17 protein-coding genes are annotated in these 18,011 nt (G+C 57.4%); 13 read left to right on the top strand and 4 right to left on the bottom strand.

All coding sequences use genetic code 11. From position 1 onward, the window contains the following. Window positions 1-15 precede the first annotated feature (15 nt). On the bottom strand, window positions 16-216 hold the full coding sequence (gene thiS / locus H8F21_RS11360) for a sulfur carrier protein ThiS (RefSeq protein ID WP_203482743.1): 201 nt from the start codon (window positions 214-216) through the stop codon (window positions 16-18). A 299-nt stretch (window positions 217-515) separates the two neighbouring features. On the opposite strand from thiS, the gene H8F21_RS11365 reads away from it, so the two are divergent. The 8 genes from H8F21_RS11365 (at window position 516) to H8F21_RS11400 (ending at window position 9,423) form a co-directional block, all read left to right on the top strand. Next, window positions 516-1,904, top strand: a complete 1,389-nt coding sequence (locus H8F21_RS11365) for an aminotransferase family protein (protein WP_203584353.1) — start codon at window positions 516-518, stop codon at window positions 1,902-1,904. Window positions 1,905-2,124: 220 nt separating this feature from the next. Beyond that, on the top strand, window positions 2,125-3,591 hold the full coding sequence (pdxR, locus tag H8F21_RS11370) for a MocR-like pyridoxine biosynthesis transcription factor PdxR (RefSeq protein WP_203482730.1): 1,467 nt from the start codon (window positions 2,125-2,127) through the stop codon (window positions 3,589-3,591). 280 nt (window positions 3,592-3,871) lie between these two features. After that, window positions 3,872-4,012, top strand: a complete 141-nt coding sequence (locus tag H8F21_RS11375; RefSeq protein WP_168198426.1) for a hypothetical protein — start codon at window positions 3,872-3,874, stop codon at window positions 4,010-4,012. 57 nt (window positions 4,013-4,069) lie between these two features. Continuing rightward, complete coding sequence (xsc, locus tag H8F21_RS11380; RefSeq protein ID WP_051270569.1) at window positions 4,070-5,830, top strand: sulfoacetaldehyde acetyltransferase; 1,761 nt, start codon at window positions 4,070-4,072, stop codon at window positions 5,828-5,830. Window positions 5,831-5,929: 99 nt separating this feature from the next. Then, window positions 5,930-6,883: a bifunctional enoyl-CoA hydratase/phosphate acetyltransferase gene (locus H8F21_RS11385; RefSeq protein WP_203584354.1), complete on the top strand. Its 954-nt coding sequence runs from the start codon at window positions 5,930-5,932 to the stop codon at window positions 6,881-6,883. A 28-nt stretch (window positions 6,884-6,911) separates the two neighbouring features. After that, entirely contained in the window at window positions 6,912-7,211 is a 300-nt protein-coding gene (locus H8F21_RS11390) for a DUF6506 family protein (protein WP_203482727.1), read from the top strand. Between the two features lie 296 nt (window positions 7,212-7,507). Further along, window positions 7,508-8,545: a YeiH family protein gene (locus tag H8F21_RS11395; RefSeq protein WP_413243033.1), complete on the top strand. Its 1,038-nt coding sequence runs from the start codon at window positions 7,508-7,510 to the stop codon at window positions 8,543-8,545. Window positions 8,546-8,649: 104 nt separating this feature from the next. Next, complete coding sequence (locus H8F21_RS11400) at window positions 8,650-9,423, top strand: sulfite exporter TauE/SafE family protein (protein ID WP_203482726.1); 774 nt, start codon at window positions 8,650-8,652, stop codon at window positions 9,421-9,423. Between the two features lie 19 nt (window positions 9,424-9,442). Here the strand turns inward: H8F21_RS11400 and sorB are convergent, their stop codons facing one another. Both sorB and sorA read right to left on the bottom strand, forming a co-directional pair. Continuing rightward, on the bottom strand, window positions 9,443-10,069 hold the full coding sequence (sorB, locus tag H8F21_RS11405; RefSeq protein ID WP_203584355.1) for a SorB family sulfite dehydrogenase c-type cytochrome subunit: 627 nt from the start codon (window positions 10,067-10,069) through the stop codon (window positions 9,443-9,445). A 10-nt stretch (window positions 10,070-10,079) separates the two neighbouring features. Beyond that, window positions 10,080-11,339: a SorA family sulfite dehydrogenase catalytic subunit gene (sorA, locus tag H8F21_RS11410; protein ID WP_203584356.1), complete on the bottom strand. Its 1,260-nt coding sequence runs from the start codon at window positions 11,337-11,339 to the stop codon at window positions 10,080-10,082. Between the two features lie 197 nt (window positions 11,340-11,536). Between sorA and H8F21_RS11415 the strand changes: the two genes are divergently transcribed. Next, window positions 11,537-12,757, top strand: a complete 1,221-nt coding sequence (locus H8F21_RS11415) for a multidrug effflux MFS transporter (protein ID WP_203584357.1) — start codon at window positions 11,537-11,539, stop codon at window positions 12,755-12,757. Window positions 12,758-12,769: 12 nt separating this feature from the next. Next, a complete protein-coding gene (locus H8F21_RS11420) occupies window positions 12,770-13,378 on the top strand; it encodes a TetR/AcrR family transcriptional regulator (RefSeq protein ID WP_203584358.1) in 609 nt (202 codons plus the stop codon). A gap of 365 nt (window positions 13,379-13,743) precedes the next feature. Here the strand turns inward: H8F21_RS11420 and H8F21_RS11425 are convergent, their stop codons facing one another. Beyond that, window positions 13,744-14,832 (bottom strand): hypothetical protein, encoded by a 1,089-nt coding sequence (locus tag H8F21_RS11425; protein ID WP_203584359.1) that lies wholly within the window; start codon window positions 14,830-14,832, stop codon window positions 13,744-13,746. A 160-nt stretch (window positions 14,833-14,992) separates the two neighbouring features. Here H8F21_RS11425 and H8F21_RS11430 point away from each other — a divergent pair, with 160 nt between their 5' ends. The 3 genes from H8F21_RS11430 to H8F21_RS11440 all read left to right on the top strand — a co-directional run bounded on the left by H8F21_RS11430 (window position 14,993) and on the right by H8F21_RS11440 (window position 17,970). Next, window positions 14,993-16,396: a hypothetical protein gene (locus H8F21_RS11430; RefSeq protein WP_203584360.1), complete on the top strand. Its 1,404-nt coding sequence runs from the start codon at window positions 14,993-14,995 to the stop codon at window positions 16,394-16,396. A 57-nt stretch (window positions 16,397-16,453) separates the two neighbouring features. Beyond that, complete coding sequence (locus H8F21_RS11435) at window positions 16,454-16,645, top strand: helix-turn-helix transcriptional regulator (RefSeq protein WP_203584361.1); 192 nt, start codon at window positions 16,454-16,456, stop codon at window positions 16,643-16,645. Between the two features lie 359 nt (window positions 16,646-17,004). Continuing rightward, on the top strand, window positions 17,005-17,970 hold the full coding sequence (locus H8F21_RS11440) for a YagK/YfjJ domain-containing protein (RefSeq protein WP_203584362.1): 966 nt from the start codon (window positions 17,005-17,007) through the stop codon (window positions 17,968-17,970). Window positions 17,971-18,011: the final 41 nt, after the last annotated feature.

Genomic DNA, 18,011 nt, shown 5'->3' on the forward strand with positions numbered 1-18,011 from the left:
CGGGTTGACGTGCAACTAACCGCCGCCAATGGCGTGGACGATTTCCACGCGGTCGCCTTGTTTCAAGCGCAGCTCGGCGTACTCGCTGCGTGGGACCACATCAAGGTTGTACTCGATGGCCAGGCGCCGCTCCTGCAACTGCAGGCGGACGAGCAGTTGCGCCAGATTGATGTCCGCGGGTAACCACTGGGCCACCCCGTTGATTTCCACTTCAATCATTCAGGTTCTCTTGTCGATGAGGGTTCTGGTGTTCGCAGGGTGAGGGGATCGACGCGACGCTTTTAGAACCAGTCGCGGCTGCTGCGCTAGTCCAGTGCGGTGATTGAGGGCTGGCATCACGAATGGCCAACAACTGGATCTAACTGCGCGCGCCGCTTGTTCTTAGTTTCTTCTCCAGGGGTGGATCGGGCAGTGCTGCGTTGCGATGCCGAGTACTGCTCCCTCGTATGCGGCTGCCTGGAGCGTGTCTGCTGCCCGGTGACCAACAATAAAAATGCACCAGTCGAGAGGTAAGCATGAAAACAACAGCGCACGAATTCGATGCAGTCGAAGCCCTGGCCAGTGACCGCGCTCACGTCTGGCACCACCTGTCCCAGCACAAACCACTGGAGCAGAACGATCCGCTGATGATCGTTGAAGGCAAAGGCCTACGCGTCTGGGACATCAAGGGCAATGAATACCTGGATGCGGTGTCTGGCGGGGTGTGGACCGTCAACGTTGGTTATGGCCGTGAGAGCATTGCTGACGCCGTGCGCGATCAGTTGGCGAAGATGAATTTTTTCGCAGGCTCGGCAGGCAGTGTTCCTGGTGCGTTGTTCGCCAAGAAACTGATCGAGAAGATGCCGGGCCTGAGCCGGGTGTACTACTCCAACTCAGGTTCCGAGGCCAACGAGAAGGCCTACAAGATTGTCCGGCAGATAGCGCACAAAAAGTACGGCGGCAAAAAACACAAGATTCTATTTCGCGAACGTGACTACCACGGCACCACCATCACGGCGCTGAGTTCTACCGGTCAGTTTGAGCGCAAGAACCAGTACGGTCCCTTCACCCCGGGTTTCGTCGAGTTTCCACACTGCTGCGAATACCGCTCGCAGTTCGGTGAGGTAGCCGACTACGGCCTGCGTGCAGCCCAGGAAATGGAGCGAGTGATTCTTGCCGAAGGGCCGGATACCGTGGGTGCCGTAGTGCTCGAGCCAATCACCGCCGGGGGCGGCGTCATCACCCCGCCAGAAGGCTACTGGGAGGCCATTCAGGCGATCTGCAAAAAGTACGACATCCTCCTGCACATCGACGAAGTGGTCTGTGGTCTGGGGCGTACCGGCAAATGGTTCGGCTACCAGCACTACGGCATCAAGCCGGACATCGTCACCATGGCCAAGGGTGTGGCCAGCGGTTACGCGGCAATCTCCTGCACGGTGACCACCGAGGAAGTGTTCGAAGCCTTCAAGGGTGACGCTGACGATCGCATGGGCTACTTCCGTGACATCAGCACCTTCGGTGGCTGCACGGCAGGCCCGGCGGCCGCACTGGAGAACATGCGGATTATCGAAGATGAAGGCCTGCTGGAGAATGTCACCCACATGGGCGAGTACTTCATGGGGCGCCTGCGCGAACTGCAGGACAAGTATCCGATCATTGGCGATGTGCGCGGCAAAGGCTTGTTCTGTGGCATGGAACTGGTGAAGGACCGCAAGACCAAGGAGCCGGTGGCCGAAAGCGTAGCCATTGCCATCGCTGCCGACTGCATGCGTCAGGGCGTGATGATCGGGCGTACCAACCGCAGCTTCGAGCAATTTAACAATACCCTATGTTTCAGCCCGGCATTGATCGCCACACAGCAGGACCTGGATGTGATTATCGCCGCCCTAGACGCTGCCTTTGGCCGTCTTGCCGCTAATCCATAACGCTTCGAACCTTGAGCAAACCGGCCCCGAGTTACATTGACGGGCCGGTTTTGGCGTGTCTGCGGCGTTAATAGTGGCGCGCCGGATAGTCTTGTCGAGATGTTGTTGCTAGTCTGCTTTGCGATCGCTGCGTCAGCGGTTTGCTGGCAAGAGCATTCTGAAGTGACTGGCCGAGTGGTGTGCGGTACCAGTGCTTGTCGTCCGTTCAGTCGAGGCCGCTATGTTCCAGCTGTTCCATTTGTCCGCCGATAAAACCACCAACTTGCAGCAGCAACTGCGCGAGCAGATCGCTCAAGTCATTCTCAACGGCAATATTCCGCTCGACAGTCCCTTACCCTCCAGTCGCAAGCTGGCCAAACAGTTGAACATCGCCCGAAACACGGTAGTGCTCGCCTACGAACACTTGCTCGACGATGGTTACCTGCTGGCCCGTGAGCGCAGCGGCTACTATGTGAATCCGGACATTCTGGCGCGCAAGGTGGAAACGCCGCGTGTGCAGCAGGATGAGTCGGTGACCACCAAGCCGGACTGGTCACAGCGCCTGGTGATGCAACCGTCGCAGCAACGCAATATGAGCAAGCCGCGGGATTGGCAGAATTATAAATACCCCTTTATTTACGGCCAGTTCGATCCGGCGCTGTTTCCGACCGCCAACTGGCGTGAGTGTTGTCGTGATGCGGTCAGCATTCCGGCGATTCGTGATTGGGCCTCGGATCGCTTCGATAACGACGATCCGTTGCTGATGGAGCAGATCAGAACTCGGCTGTTGCCACGCCGTGGCGTCTGGGTTTCGCCTGAGCAGATCCTGGTCACGGTTGGTGCCCAGCACGCGCTGTACATGCTGGCGCGTCTACTGTTGCGCCCCGACAGTTTGATGGGCATTGAAGAGCCCGGTTACGTGGACGTGCGCAATATCGCCATGCTCAACCCTTCGCGGGTTCAGGCGCTGGCGGTGGACAACCAGGGGCTGATGCTCAGCGATCAGCTCAATGACTGCGACCTTATCTACACCACGCCCAGCCATCAGTGCCCGAGCACCGTGACCATGCCCCTGGAGCGTCGCTACGAGTTGCTGGAGCGGGCCAATGAGCACGATTTTCTGATCATTGAAGACGACTACGAAAGCGAGACCAACTTCAAAGGCAATCCGATCCCGGCACTCAAGAGCCTGGACAAGAATGATCGTGTCCTCTACGTCGGTAGCCTGTCAAAAACCCTGGCCCCCGGCCTGCGGGTTGGCTATCTGGTCGGGCCCGAAGCGCTGATCCGAGAGGCACGGGCGTTGCGGCGGCTGATGGTGCGCCATCCGGCGGCGAACAATCAGCGTTCGGTGGCTCTGTTCCTGGAGCGCGGCTACCACGATGCGTTGATCATGAGCCTGATGCGCGCGTACGAGGAACGTCATGAGCAGATGGGCGCGGCCTTGCGAGAGTACTTGCCGGAGTCGTCCAAGGAACCGAGCTTCGGCGGCTCCTGCTACTGGGTCAAAGGTCCCGATAACCTCGACGCACGACGTCTGCAAAAAGTCGCCGCTGAACACGACATCTTGATTGAGCCCGGCGATATTCATTTCTTTGGTGAGCAACCGCCGCTCAACTACTTCCGTCTCGGGTACTCGTCGATTCCAGCCGAGCGCATTCGTCCGGGGATCAAACTGCTTGCCGAGCTCATCGAGCAGATCAGCTAAGCACTAAGCCCGCCACTGTCCTTGATCACGCCACGTCGAACACCGTTCGGCGGGGGCGTGGCGTGCCCGGTTTTTTTGTGCCCCTGCCAAAACTGGCTTTACCTGCTCACGCATCTGGACCCACTGGCTTAACAGGTGGCTCCCAACTGGTCCTATCTGCCGCTTACTTCCGACTCCTACTCTAGCTCCAAGCCAGCCGGTCCTTGCCTCAACGCAAAGCACGGGCGGCTCGCTCGACCTGCCCCAAAACTCCATCACAACAACAATCGGAGAGATCGGCATGCTTAACGGAGCTAACCCCATCAAGCCCCACGCACTACGCGCCGCCCCCTCGTACCTGGCCATCGGCCCGAGCATTCCGGCTGCACAGCGCACCTGTCCTGAAACCAATTCCTATGCAGCCGTCGCGCTGAAAGGCTGAGCCCCGAGTCATTGGCGGCGCAGCCGCCGTACCTTAAGTAACGAGAGGAAGATCGATATGCCACGCATGACCCCTAGCGAAGCAATGGTAGAAACACTGGTTGCCAATGGCGTCACCGATATCTTTGGCATCATGGGTTCGGCCTTCATGGATGCGATGGACATCTTCGCACCCGCCGGTATCCGTTTTATCCCGGTGGTCCACGAACAAGGTGCCGGGCACATGGCTGACGGCTTCTCGCGGGTCAGTGGGCGTCACGGTGTGTGCATTGCGCAGAACGGTCCTGGGATCACCAACTTCGTCACCGCCATCGCTGCCGCCTACTGGGCGCACAGCCCGGTAGTCGTCATTACCCCAGAAACCGGCTCCATGAGTCAGGGCCTGGGCGGCTTCCAGGAAGCCCAGCAACTGCCGTTCTTCGAGACCATCACCAAGTACCAGGCCCATGTGCCCAACCCTGCGCGCATGGCTGAACTGACCGGCCGCTGTTTCGATCGGGCGATGCAGGAAAATGGCCCGACCCAACTGAACATTCCACGGGATTTCTTCTACGGCGATATCAACGTTGAAATCCCTACGCCGATTCGTATCGAGCGTAGCGCCGGTGGCGAGCAAAGCCTGGCCGAAGCCGCCCAACTGCTGGCGTCGGCAAAATTCCCGGTGATCATCTCCGGTGGCGGTGTGGTTATGGGTGATGCCGTCGAAGCCTGCCAGGCGCTCGCCGAATACCTCGGCGCACCGGTGGTCAACAGCTACTTGCACAATGACTCCTTCCCGGCCAGCCACCAGCTGTGGTGCGGCCCGTTGGGCTACCAGGGCTCCAAGGCAGCAATGAAACTGCTGTCGCGCGCTGACGTGGTCCTGGCCCTGGGTACCCGCCTGGGCCCATTCGGTACCTTGCCGCAGCACGGCCTGGATTACTGGCCAAAGCAGGCGAAAGTCATTCAGATCGACTGCGACTCGAAAATGCTCGGCCTGGTGAAAAAAATCAACGTCGGTATCTGCGGCGACGCCAAGGCTGCAGCGGTCAACCTGCTCGGTCGCCTGGAGAGCCTCGACGTGCTGTGCCTGGAAAACAAAGGGGCGCGCGCCGAGGAAATCGCCAAAGAAAAATATGACTGGGAAACCGAACTGAGCGCCTGGATCCACGAGAAGGACGAGTTCTCGCTGGACATGATCAAGGAGCAAAGCGGCGAAGAAGGCAACTACCTGCACCCGCGCCAAGTGCTGCGCGAACTGGAAAAAGCCATGCCGGCGGATGCCATGGTGTCTACAGACATTGGCAACATCAACTCGGTCTCCAACAGCTACCTGCGTTTCGAGAAGCCACGTTCGTTCTTCGCTGCCATGAGCTTTGGTAACTGCGGTTACGCGCTGCCAACCATCATCGGCGCCAAGGTCGCGGCACCGCACCGCACCGCCATCTCCTACGCCGGCGACGGTGCCTGGGGCATGTCGATGATGGAAATCATGACCTGCGTTCGCGAGAACATCCCGGTTACCTCGATCGTTTTCCACAACCGCCAGTGGGGCGCGGAGAAGAAGAACCAGGTGGACTTCTACAACCGTCGCTTCGTTGCGGGCGAGCTGGAAAACCAGAGCTTTGCCGGCATTGCGCGCTCGATGGGCGCCGAAGGCGTCACCGTCGACCGTCTTGAAGACGTCGGCCCGGCGCTGCAGGCCGCCTGTGAGGCACAGAAGGCTGGCAAGACCACGGTGATCGAGATCATGTGCACACGTGAACTGGGCGATCCGTTCCGCCGCGATGCGCTGTCCAAGCCGGTGCGTTTCCTCGAGAAGTACAAAGACTACGTCTAAGTCGCCAAAGTGACCGGATGATGCCGGACACCTGAAACACTGCCGCGGCGCCTTCGGGCGCTGTTGCAGCTTCGACTGTGAACAATCAGGAATCCAAGCATGTTGAGCACTATTCCTCCGGAATGCCCGGCATTCCTGCTTGACCGCGCCAAGGCGCTGCCGCGCGTGGTCACTGCGGTGGTCAATCCCGTCAACCTGCTCAGCCTCAGCGGTGCCAAGCGGGCGTGCGATGAAGGGCTTATCGAGCCTGTGCTGGTCGGGGACCAGGGGCGCATTCGGGCCCTGGCCGATGTACTGGACTGGGACCTGCACGACCTGCGCATACAGCATGTCAGCGACGAGGTGCAGTGCGCCGAAACCGCCTGCATGCTGGCGGGATCAGGCACTGCGCAAGCACTGATGAAGGGGCATCTGCACACCGATGTATTGCTGCGTGCAGTGCTCAAACGCGAGGTGGGGCTGCGTTCGGCCAGCCGTCTCAGTCATGTGTTTCATATGACATTGCCGGGCAGCAACAAGGCATTGTCGATCACCGATGCGGTAATCAACGTACAGCCAACGATCGTCGACAAGATTCACATCGCCCGCAATGCCATCGAGCTGATGCATGCCCTGGGCTATGAAAAGCCGCGCATGGCGGTGTTGTCGGGTACTGAAGAAGTGGTGGCTAGCATGCCGTCCAGCAAGGATGCCGCAGAGCTTGCCAAACTGGCGACGATCGGTGCCTTGGGCGACGCCTGCGTGGAAGGTCCCCTGGCCTTCGACAACGCGGTATCGCTGGAAGCTGCGCGAATCAAAGGTATCGGCGGTGAGGTGGCGGGTAATGCCGATATCTTGTTGGTGCCGAACCTGGAAGCCGGTAATTTTCTGTTCAAGCAAATGGTCTACTTCATGAGCGCCACGGCCGCTGGCTTGGTGCTGGGGGCGCGGGTGCCGATCATTCTCACCTCGCGTGCCGACCCGCTGGAGGCGCGCTTGGCATCCTGTGCGCTGTCGTCCATTTTTATCGACTATCGTCGTCAGTTGCGCAACCAACTGCAGGCTGCCAGTTGAGCAAGTTCATTTCACCAGGAGAACGATGATGGCTGTGCAACGTTATGGCTTTATCTTCAAGGCACCCGGCATGCAGTTCCTCACCCACAACGGGCAACTGGAATCCGATGCCTTCGCGGCAACCGTGTGTGGTGTTGCCAGCATCGAGGAAGCGGTGCTGGTGGCCCAGGAGTTATTGACCCGGCATGTGCAATTGATCGAATTGTGCGGTGCATTCAGCGAGGCCGACGTCGAGCAGATTCGCAGTGCCATTGATGATCGGGTTCCTGTGGCCGCTGTGCAATACAGTGCCGAAACACGCCAGCGCCTGCAGCAGTTATCCGATTGAGTTGTCGTCCCTTCAATGCGTCGCAGGCTTCAATCTGACGCCTTTTATAAAGGTCTCCCCGGTTACCCACTGACCGTGCCTGCATCAGGCATGGCAGTCGTGGTAACTGCGCCTATGGGCAGCGCAAAGCCAGGCAGCGCGGGGCGTTGCGCGCAGCGGCCGACTGGCCCCTAAGACGGTGTCGACGTGGTCCTAATGAGAAGAAGTTGATTTCTCTAGCATCAAACCCAGTGATTTCATAACCACAGGGTGTAGCTGACACAATGAAAATAAAACAGCATCACACAATCCCGCCTATGCCCAGCCCGTCGCTCGACACGGCCCAGCCCTCGATGTCGTGGCTGGCACGTCGGCAGCAGAAACTCAGCCTGTTGTTGCCGGGCATTCTTGCCTCGGTTGTTGTTGCCGCCAGCGCCACTTTCCTTTCTGAACATTACGGTGCGCCGGTCATGTTGATGGCCCTGTTGCTGGGCATGGCCCTGGGGTTTCTCTCCGAGGAGGGGCGGGCAGTCGCCGGTATTCGCTTTACCTCCAGTACCATCCTGCGCTGTGGCGTGGCGCTGCTGGGCATGCGCATTACCGTGGAGCAAATCCTCTCGCTGGGCGGTACGTTGATGGCGGTGGTGATCGGTGCCGTTTTCCTGACCATCAGTTTCGGCATCCTCTTGTCTCGACTGCTCGGCCAGTCGCGTGATTTCGGTATTCTCAGCGGTGGCAGTGTCGGCATCTGCGGCGCGTCGGCGGCCTTGGCCATTTCTGCGGTATTGCCGCAGGACAAGAACAGCGAGCGCAATATTATTTTCACGGTGATCAGTGTGACCGCACTGAGCACCATCGCCATGATTGCCTACCCGCCTATTGCTCAATGGCTTGGCCTGGACGCCCATCAGGCCGGGATATTTCTTGGCGCAACTATTCATGACGTGGCCCAGGTAGTGGGTGCTGGCTACAGCATGTCGGAGGAAACCGGCGACACCGCAACCGTGGTCAAACTGTTGCGCGTGGCCATGTTGGTACCGATCGTGTTCAGCCTGTCGCTGCTGTTGCGCAAGCGCGGCGATGGCGGTCCGCGCCCGGCGCTGCCGTTGCCGTTGTTCATCATCTTCTTTGTCGTGTTCGTGGCGATCAACAGCAGCGGCATCGCCTCGGCGCAGATCCAGGCCTTTGCCGGCGATGTGTCGCGCTGGTGCCTGGTGACCGCCATCGCCGCGCTGGGGATGAAAACCTCATTGAAGGCACTGTTGGAAGTCGGTTGGCGTCCAGCGACCCTACTGGTCAGTGAAACGTTGTTTCTCGCGGCCTTGATTCTGATTGCGGTCAAATGGCTGGCGTAAGCCTGCACCATGGGTGATGCTCATCACCCCCGCCTGATCTGCCGACTGCCGCCGCCACAGAAACTGTGCGGCGGCAGTCTGGCTTAACCAGCAGTGGAGGCGGTATGAGCCTGCAAGTGCATCTGATTTTTCTGGGTTGTGTGGCCCTGGCAACGGTTGCCCAGAGCCTGACCGGTTTTGCCTTTGGCCTGATTCTGATGGGGTTGATTGCCTCGTTGCACATGGTGCCGCTGACAGAGGTGGCGGTGGTGATCAGCATCCTCACCCTGGGCAATGCCATGGCCACGCTTGGCGGGCCGAAACCGCAGCTGGACCGTGCAGTGCTGATGCCGGTACTGATCAGTAGCCTGCTCGGCGTGAGCCTGGGGATATGGGGGCTGGGTGCGTTGAGCGGCAGCCAGATAACCTGGCTGCGGGTTCTGCTAGGGGTACTGATCGTTGCCGCCAGCTTCATGCTGGTGGTGCAGAACAAGCCGAAGACACGACTGTCGCGACAGCCTTCGTTCTGGCTAGCCGGGGGGCTATGCGGCCTGCTTAATGGTTTGTTTTCCAGTGGCGGGCCGCCGATTGTTTTCCACCTGTATCGCCAGCCCCTGGGTTACGAAATTATCCGTAATACCCTGGTCACCGTTTTCGCCGCCAATGCGGCGGCGCGTCTGGGCCTGGTGGTCGCCCAAGGACAAATGCACATGTCCACGCTGCTATTGAGCGCCGAAGCATTGCCCTTGGTGCTGCTGGTCAGTTGGCTGGTGCGGCGCTATCCGCCGAAGTTGTCGCCGAGGACGGTGCGCTGGATAGTCTTTGTGCTGATGGCGCTAGCAGGCATCAGCTTGATCTGGGGTTCGCTACCGGGGCTTTTGGCGCAGACATCGGCCTAAACACTGACCTCGGCAGGGCTTACTGAGCCAGTATGAACGCGGCGAGGGTCTGCAGGTTTTCCGCGCTCAACTGCGCGTAAGGCGGCATGGGCGTTTGCCCCCATTTCCCGGAACCTCCCTGCTGAATGCTGGCGGCTACCTTGGTCATCGCCTGCGGATCGTTTGCATACTTGGTGGCGACTTGGTGATACGCCGGGCCTACCACCTTGTGATCGAGTGCGTGGCAGGACAGGCACGCATTGTTCTGCAACAGCGCTGTGGCGTCGACGTTCGCAACAGGCGCCTGTACCTTCGGCGAACTGGCAGCCTGCACCTCGGCATCGCTTGCCTGGGCACTGCCGTAGGTCACCGCCAGGTAAGCACCGATAATGCTCACATCCTGATCGCTGATAGGCGCACCGTACACGTGCTGCATCTTGCTGGCTTCTGCCGTCCACTGCGCCAAGGTCATTCCGGGCGGCTGGAAATTGATGTAATCGGCGGAATGGCAGGTCGAGCATTTTTGCTGGGCCAACGGATAACCGGGCAGGCTACTGGGTTTGAGCGCAGCGGTTTCTGGCGGCAAGGTGATCGACAGCGGTGCCGCGTTCGCAACGCCAGCCAAACAAATCTGCGCCGTGCACAGCAAAGTGATCAGACGTTTCATGCAAGCTCCTTCAGGCGACAGTAACGTGGCTGGTTTCGACGACGTGGCGGCGGTAGCCCCCGGGGTTCCAGTCGGCGCGCAGCGGCTGCACCTCGCCTGCCCGGTTAGTGGCACGTACCATCAACTGGGTGGCGCCCTTGTGGGCGAGGGTGACGGGCAGCGTCCATTCACGAAAGGAAAAACGGCCCAGGTCCTGGCCCAGCTGAGCCTCACGCCAGCTTTTGCCACCGTCGACAGAAAGCTGCACCGTGTTGATCCCGTCGCCGCCATCAAAGGCTATGCCTTTGAGCACCACCGGTGTATCGAGCGGCAACACATCGCCTTGCTTTACGCTGGTAATAAAGCTGCGCACCGGCATTTTCGAAATCGGCTTGGTTTGCGCCGCCGTGGTACCGGGTGCAATGCACAAACAGTCGTTGTCCGGTACGCGGTAACCTTTGGCCATGAAGAAACCGTCGTAGGTGTGATCGAGCACTTCGATCTCGCTCAGGTGCTTGACCCAGTAGGTGCCGAAATAACCGGGCACCACCAGACGGATCGGGTAACCGTTGAGGAAGGGCAGGTCGGTGCCGTTCATTGACCAGGCGATCATCGGCTCACCGCCGAGGGCATGACCAATGTCCAGGGCCTTGATGAACTCCGGGGTGCTCGCCAGCACGGGTTTATCCAGCCCGCGAAAGGTCACTTGCCTGGCGTCGGCCTTGACCCCGGCCTTCTCCAGCACTGCCTTGAGTGGAACCCCAAGCCAGCGGGCATTGCCCATTGAGCCATTACCCAACTGCGCGCCGAACACCCGCGGCATCGAGAAACCACGGCTGTTTCCCGAGCACTGATTGACGGCCACCACCTCCACCGGCTCGGCGAGTGCTTTGAGCTCAGCGAGAGAAAGTGACAGCGGCGTTTGCACCGAGCCCTTGATCGTCAGGCGGTAGGTGTCTGGATCGATGCTGGTGGGGAAGTTAGCCAGGTGATAACGCACGAAAAACGCATCATTGGGCGTGATCGGCCCCTCGTTGAACACGGCGAATGGCGTTTCCAGATGCGGCGGACGCGTGGTCACCAAGGTCAAGGGTCGCTTCTGCGGGTACTGCACCAGCGGCCGCGGGCCGGCGGCGAAGGTCACTTCTTCGGCATTGGAGGCGGATGATCCGGCTTTGCCGGCCGCGTTAACCAGATTCGCCAACGGCGAGGCTGCAAACGCTAGGGTGATGGCGTCGCGCAGTACACGTCGACGGCTTGGCTTGCTGTTGTCTATAAAACTGAACTTCATTCTGCACGCTCGGGGGCCAAGTTGGGTTCAGGAGTAATGCCTCGCAAGACTATGGTCGGGCGCCCGTGGGGGGAGGGGTAGGTCCAATTCGTGGTTGGCTGTTGGGCCTCGGCGTTCATTGACCGCTGAAGTGAGCGCAACTATGATGCGCAAACCTACCGACCGGTAGGTAGCAGTTAAATTAACGGATTGAAATGATGAACACCGTGCAATCGGAACAGGTGCCACTGAAGTTGGCGATTGGCTTGGGAGTAGTGGGCGCCTTGGGCCCTTCGGCTGTCGACATGTACCTTTCAAGCCTTCCGGAAATTGCCCGTGATTACCACGCAAGCTTTGCGGGCGCTCAGCTCACCCTGACGTTTTTCCTCCTGGCCATGGGCGCAGGACAACTGTTGTTTGGGCCGTTCGTCGATGCCTACGGACGCAGACGCCCCCTGCTGATTGGCCTTGTGTTGTTCATCCTGTGCTCGCTGGGTTCGGCGTGGGCACCGACACTCAACACCTTGATTGGCTTTCGCTTTGTACAAGGCCTGGGCTCTGCGCTGACATTGGTGGTGATCATGAGCATGGTTCGAGATGTTAGCCAGGGGGCGACAGCGACCAAACTGTTCGCGCTGCTGATGACCATCGAGGGCGTGGCACCCATTCTGGCCCCGGCGCTGGGTGGCTTTATCGACACCTGGTTTGGCTGGCGTGCGGTAATGCTCACCCTTGCGATTCTGGGCGTAGCGGTGTTGCTGAACAGCTGGCTGAACCTCCCGGAAACCCTAGCAACGGACAAGCGCGAGCCGCTGAAACTGACTTCGGCGTGCCGCATTTACGTGAAGATCGCCAAGGATCGCCACTTTCTGTTGCCTGCCCTTGCGGTGGCCGCAGTGTTCTTCTTCCTCTTTGCCTACATCGGCGGCGCAACGCTGGTGTATCAAGAAACCTACGGGCTGAGCGCGCAGTCGTTTGGCATCCTGTTTGGCGTGACAGGCTTTGCCATCTTGTTTGGCGCCATGCTCGCCGGCAGACTCATCACCACCCTAGGCATGAACCGGCTGACCTTACTGGGTGTAGGCTGCATGGCGAGCGGCGCCCTCATCACCTTGCTGGCAACCGCCACCAACGTCGGCTTACCCGGCATTGCGGCAGGCATGGCCTTGGCACTGTTTGGCCTGGGCATTGCCGAATCGACACTGATGTCACTGGTAATGTCCTCCCAGGAACGCGCGCTGGGCTCCACCGCCGCCTTGTTGGGCGCCATTCAACTGTCCATCTCATCGAGTGCCACACCGCTATCGGCAGTCGTTCTAAACTACGGCCCCCTCGCCTGGACGAGCCTCCTGGTAATCAGCGCACTGCTCGTGTGCCTGCTGACCTGGATAAGCCTACCCAAAGGCAGAAACGCCACATTCAGCCTTGCCGGCCACTGACAAGAGCCATTGATGACCACGACAACCCTGACACCAGCCGCTGAACGAATCGTACAACTTGCCCTGCAACACTTCGCCGATCGCGGCTACGACGCAGCCTCACTGAACGACATCGCCGTCAGCGCCGGAATCAAAAAAGCCTCGCTGTACGCGCACTTCACCAGCAAGGATGACCTGTATACCGCCGTGCTCAATTGCGCTTTGAAAAGTGAGCGGGACTATGTAGACGCACAATTTTCCACGCCAGAAAACGGCCAGACGCCGGGCGAGCAGTACATCGACAACCTGCAACGTCGCTACAGCGAAAGTTGCGCGTTGCGCTTTTTACTGCGGGCAGCGTTTTACCCACCGGCGTCGATCGAACAGCGCGTTAAGTCGGGTTTTGAGGGGTATTTGGCCGGGATTCGTGAGCGTTTTCAGGCTTCGCTTGAGGGGGCTTATCCGGCTATGGGATTGCAGAATGTTGAGCTGGTAGCTGAGGCTTATTTGGCGTTGATTGATAGTCTGCATGTTGAGCTTATCTATGGGAATGATGAGGCGTATGGGCGGCGTTTTGATGCGTTGCGGCGATTGATTAGGGTTGTGGGGGGGCTTTGCTTGCGGGGGGGGGGGCGTGGGTAGGTAGGTTGGCTGATTGATTGTGAGTTTGCGTGGTGTGGGTGGTTTGTAGGTGTGTTGTGACTGATGGTGATTTTTGGGAAAGTCAGAAGGCACAAAGCCTCGAATAATCGAGGCTTTGTGTGGAATTGGTGGGCCGGGGTAATCTGAACAGGCTTCATAATTAATTGATTTATAAGGCTAATATCCGGTTTGTTTTTTTGTTGGAATACCTTTTGGAATACCTTCGTCAGAGACTCATAACAATTAGGTCCGCCGAGGTGATGCTTCTTGTCGAGCTGAAGGATCGCGTGGAGGAGGTCGCTTTGCTTGATGGCATGTCTATACCCCCGCTCAGATCACTCTGCGTCTGGCTCAAGGCGAATGGATTAGTTCTCTTCTGGCTTCCCCTGAGAAACTCTGAGAGCCGTGGTCTTCTTTATCTGAAGAGGTATTTTCTTAATCCCAGCGGAGATGTCAGTGATCGCTTCACTGCCAGGCCGGCTTTGTAGTACTGATCGAGACTCAAGGTCGTTCGTATTTTTTTCAAGGGAGACAGAATTCTTCTCTTCCGGAAGCTCCTTTGGGCGTAGACCCGCGAGATTATTCGTTGCCGGATCATGAGGGGCAGCTACGAGCACAAAGGTGGACTCCAAATAATCTTCTGGCAGCTGCAGGCGCTCCGAGTCAATCCTAGACGTATATTCAGTTGAGCTTGATTGATTCTCTGTCGGTGACTTTTGCGAACAAAACGGGCTCTCTGTGGCAGGCTCTTTTAGGGCCTGAGTGGAATCGCCCACTGGTATGGCGTGATTAAAGAGCTCGCTTGGTAGTAGGGTGCTCTGGCCTTTCACGATTGCTTCGGCATCGACCATTATCTGCTTGCACCGCTTGTCGATCCTGCGTTGCTGATCCTGGGTGACGGGTTCTGTTGAAGGCGCGACATCTTGCAGCAGGATCTCCAATCGACACACTCGTGCAATGCTGACATCCAGCAACTCCCTCAGGGTTTTGTTGGTCTCTTTGTATTGGGCAGTGTTATTTTTTGAGTTTCTCAGCAGCTCTTTGTGCGTCTTTTTTTCTTCGTTGAGCGTCGTCTCAAATCTTACATGGGCATCCAGCTCACCAGAGATCAACCTGCCGAGCATCTCGGCTGCAGTGACCTTTTTCTTCTTGGCTAGCCACGCCAGCTGATTTTTCACATCGACTTTGAGCTTGAAGGCATATGTCTTTCGGCCCTTCTCGTTGTCTGAGGCGTTGGATTTAAACTTCCTCCATGCGTCCTTCATTTGCCCAATGAGCAATATGCCCTCTCTCGTGCTCTCCAGCTCCTCCCCGATCCGAAGGAGCTGATCGTTCCTTAAGGGGTGACGTTGCTGGTCTATTTCCCCTTTCCCTTGCAGATATTTGTGAGCCCATTCCTGCTGTTTTTGATCATTGCGATCTAGCCATGTAAGTCCAAGCGACCTCTGACCCATACCCCCATCCTCCCCCAATTGTTGATGCCAGTCTGCAGCATTATACCTTGTGATTGATCACGTGATGCTGTCACGTGACTGCATCACGACTTGGAAAAAAACAGTCTGTAAATATTGCGATATAATAGGCCGCTGTAGCCGATATTACGGTGGTGTCAGCGTGTTTTTATCTGCATTATTTTGTGAAGTGAAAGGGCTTGGGCCCGAGGGGAAGTATTTCCTGGTGCGCTTCATCCAGCGCTTTGGAATAGCTGAGACGGTCGACCTTGGTGTGAAGGCCTTGGCAAAGCAGTTTGGGCTCTCAGATCGCCAGGTGTCAGGAGCGCTGACCACTTTGGTGGCGCTCGATGTAATGAGCTTCTCGTCCACTCCCGAGGGCAAGGGGCGCCCCAAAAGGTGCTACCAACTCAAAGAGGATTTTTACAAGAAGCTCGAAAGCATTACCGCGTTTACAGAAACGCAGCATGAGGTAGCTATCGGCAGTTTGCTTAGGCACGAAAGCAAGAAGGTCTGCCAAGCAAGCGAAAAACCCGAGGAGCAGAACGACGAGGTGGGTCTGCTGACTGACCTACGGAGTAAAAAACAGCCTGATCGGCTCACTGTCGTGAATCGACTGTTGCTGAGTGTGTTGTTGTGCCGCGCTGACCGTTTCGGGGTGGTCAAAGATCTGGGCTTCGCGACGCTCTGTAAGCTCACTGGGCTCAATAAGGAGCGACTTAGGCACAGGCTCGGGCGGCTGATCGACCAGGGCTTGATAAGGACCTACGTGCCTGGGGCAACGAATCCAATCTTCGCGCGTAAAATGAAAAGTATCTACTACCTGAATCTTGACCATCCAGAGCTAGCGGGCGTGGGAAGTGCCACTTCAATTCTGGTGTGCATGCATGGGGCGCATAAAATCGATGATGTGATGCATGCATATCGCGTTCGAAGGGAGGTTTATTGTCCCAACGAGGCGAGCCGTGCACTTAATCAAGGCACAAAATACGAGCAGTTTGTTAGGCACTTTGCGACCTTGAAAGAGCCGGCATTTGAATTGTTACAGGTCATGGTGGAGCGGTACGCTGCATATCTGCTCTCAAGGTATTGGTCCGACCTGCTCCCCGGCTTTACAAATAAACGGATTGTCGACCTGGGGTTGCGTGAGTTGATCAGCATGGACTTTCGGCCTTCAACGCAACCACCAGAATTCGATGGTGACGGCACCACATGTTCGGGTAGGGAACAGTTCATCGATGTGTTAGATGAGCTCTGTCACTGGGCTTATAGATTGGCGTTTTGGATCAAAACGTTTTTTGGGGAGATCCCCAACGTACCGTTCGATTGTATGGATTTCGTCATCATTCCTCAGCCGATAGAGGATGGCTATATTCGCATTGCGTTGCTTGCTCTGCCCCGCTCATTAGCTGGGTGGAGCGGTTGCCTAGTCGTTGCTGCTGATGCTGCGGGGGGGGAGGTAGGGTACTTCCCCATCGAATCTGACATCCCCATTGAGCATCGATACAACTATGGCTTGCTGACTGCACCAGGCCGGGCCCGGCCGGGCCGGCCAATGGCGAGGTGATTAAGTAGTTTTTTACAGGCTTTGCGAATCCTCTGAACGAATATGAGGAGCCCGTTCATGAGGATCATCCGTCTGGAAGAGGTTAAAGACTGCACCGGCTTGGGCCGGTCCACGATCTATAAGTACATCGACAAAGGAGCATTCCCAAAGCCGGTCTCGCTGGGTGATCGGTGCGTTGGCTGGGTGGAAAGTGAGGTACACGACTGGATTCTGGCTAGGATTAAGGCACGCGACTCGGCCGAGGGGTAGCCGTATGACTCGTAGGCATCTGGGGTGAGCTTTGGGTGCCTGTTACAAGCAATCTCAATACGCCATGGCAGGGGAAGCCCCTGCCATGGCGCTTTATGTCTCGTCAGCCGGTTGCCGTGGTGGCACCTCAGACAACTCCCCCGGTAGGCTCATAGCCAAAGTCTCAATAGATGGGGGAATGTGGTTTCCAATAGGCCTGCTTTTCTGGGCAGTGCCTTCCTTGGTTAAGCTGGTTTTATTGATATAGCCATATTCAATCAACTACTACCTTCCAATAGTCTCAAGCAGAGAACGTCTCAGCAGTAAAAAATTACTCAGTGAGTACTTGGTGTGATCATCACCCAACCAGGTACTCAACCATGCATTCACTCAACCCTACCTCCTGCACCCACGTGTCACAGTCTCAAGCCTCGATCCTGATCGAGCGACTCGTTCAGTCCATTGAGCGTACTGACAGACCTGCCTTCGAGATCATTCAGTCTCCATCGGGATACGAACGGGTACAGAAGACCAGGCTCTCCAAATACTTCGACTCCATGCAGCAGATGGTTTACCTCTTCGATGATCGTCACGCCTACGTCTACAGCGAACACCTGCGAGCCTTCTGGCAAGCCTGTCAGGACATTGGCCTGGAGCGTAGTCCTGCAGGCCTGATCTGCCTGAATGAGCAAGGAACGGGATACCTAGATTTCCACCACTCTATGAACGTGCTGGTCGCTCGGATTCGTCAGATTATCCGAAGCAAGGAGTTCAAGCGTAAGGAGAATGACCGTCGCTATGAGGCCACCCAGAAGCAGGCCATGCTTACTGAGTATGTGGGGCGGGTACTGGATCGCTATTCCCGTACGGTTGTGGTACGGGTTGACCTGCACTACCAAGCGATAGCACAAGCACGTCTGCGTATCGAACATGTGTTCGAAGATCTGGATTTTCTGGTCCGAGCGAGGGAGCGTAATCCGATCTTCAAGCACGAGACGGGCTATATCTGTTCAGTTGAGCAAGGAGAGGACAAGGGGTTTCACGTCCATGCAGCCTTCTTCTTCAATGGTGCTGAGGTACGTAGCGACTTTAATAAAGCGAGGGAGATTGGTGAGCTGTGGAAGCAGATCAGCCGTGGGCATGGGTACTGCTACCGCTGCAACGATGACAAGGACCGTTACGGCGATGAGGTCGGTATTGGGACGATCAGGCGAGTTGACACTCAGGCGTGTGGCAAGGTTACCAAGGCCATGCACTATCTCGCCAAGGACACTCAGCATCTACGTATCAAGCCGGCAGGGGCACGAACCTTTCGCACTGGTCGCGTTCGATGGGCAACTGCTTGAGTGCTATCGATCAGTCGATGGTTATTCCCCATTTCTGAGCA

Origin of the sequence: Pseudomonas arcuscaelestis, from assembly GCF_016881005.1 — a bacterium.
GTDB classification, from domain to species: domain Bacteria; phylum Pseudomonadota; class Gammaproteobacteria; order Pseudomonadales; family Pseudomonadaceae; genus Aquipseudomonas; species Aquipseudomonas arcuscaelestis.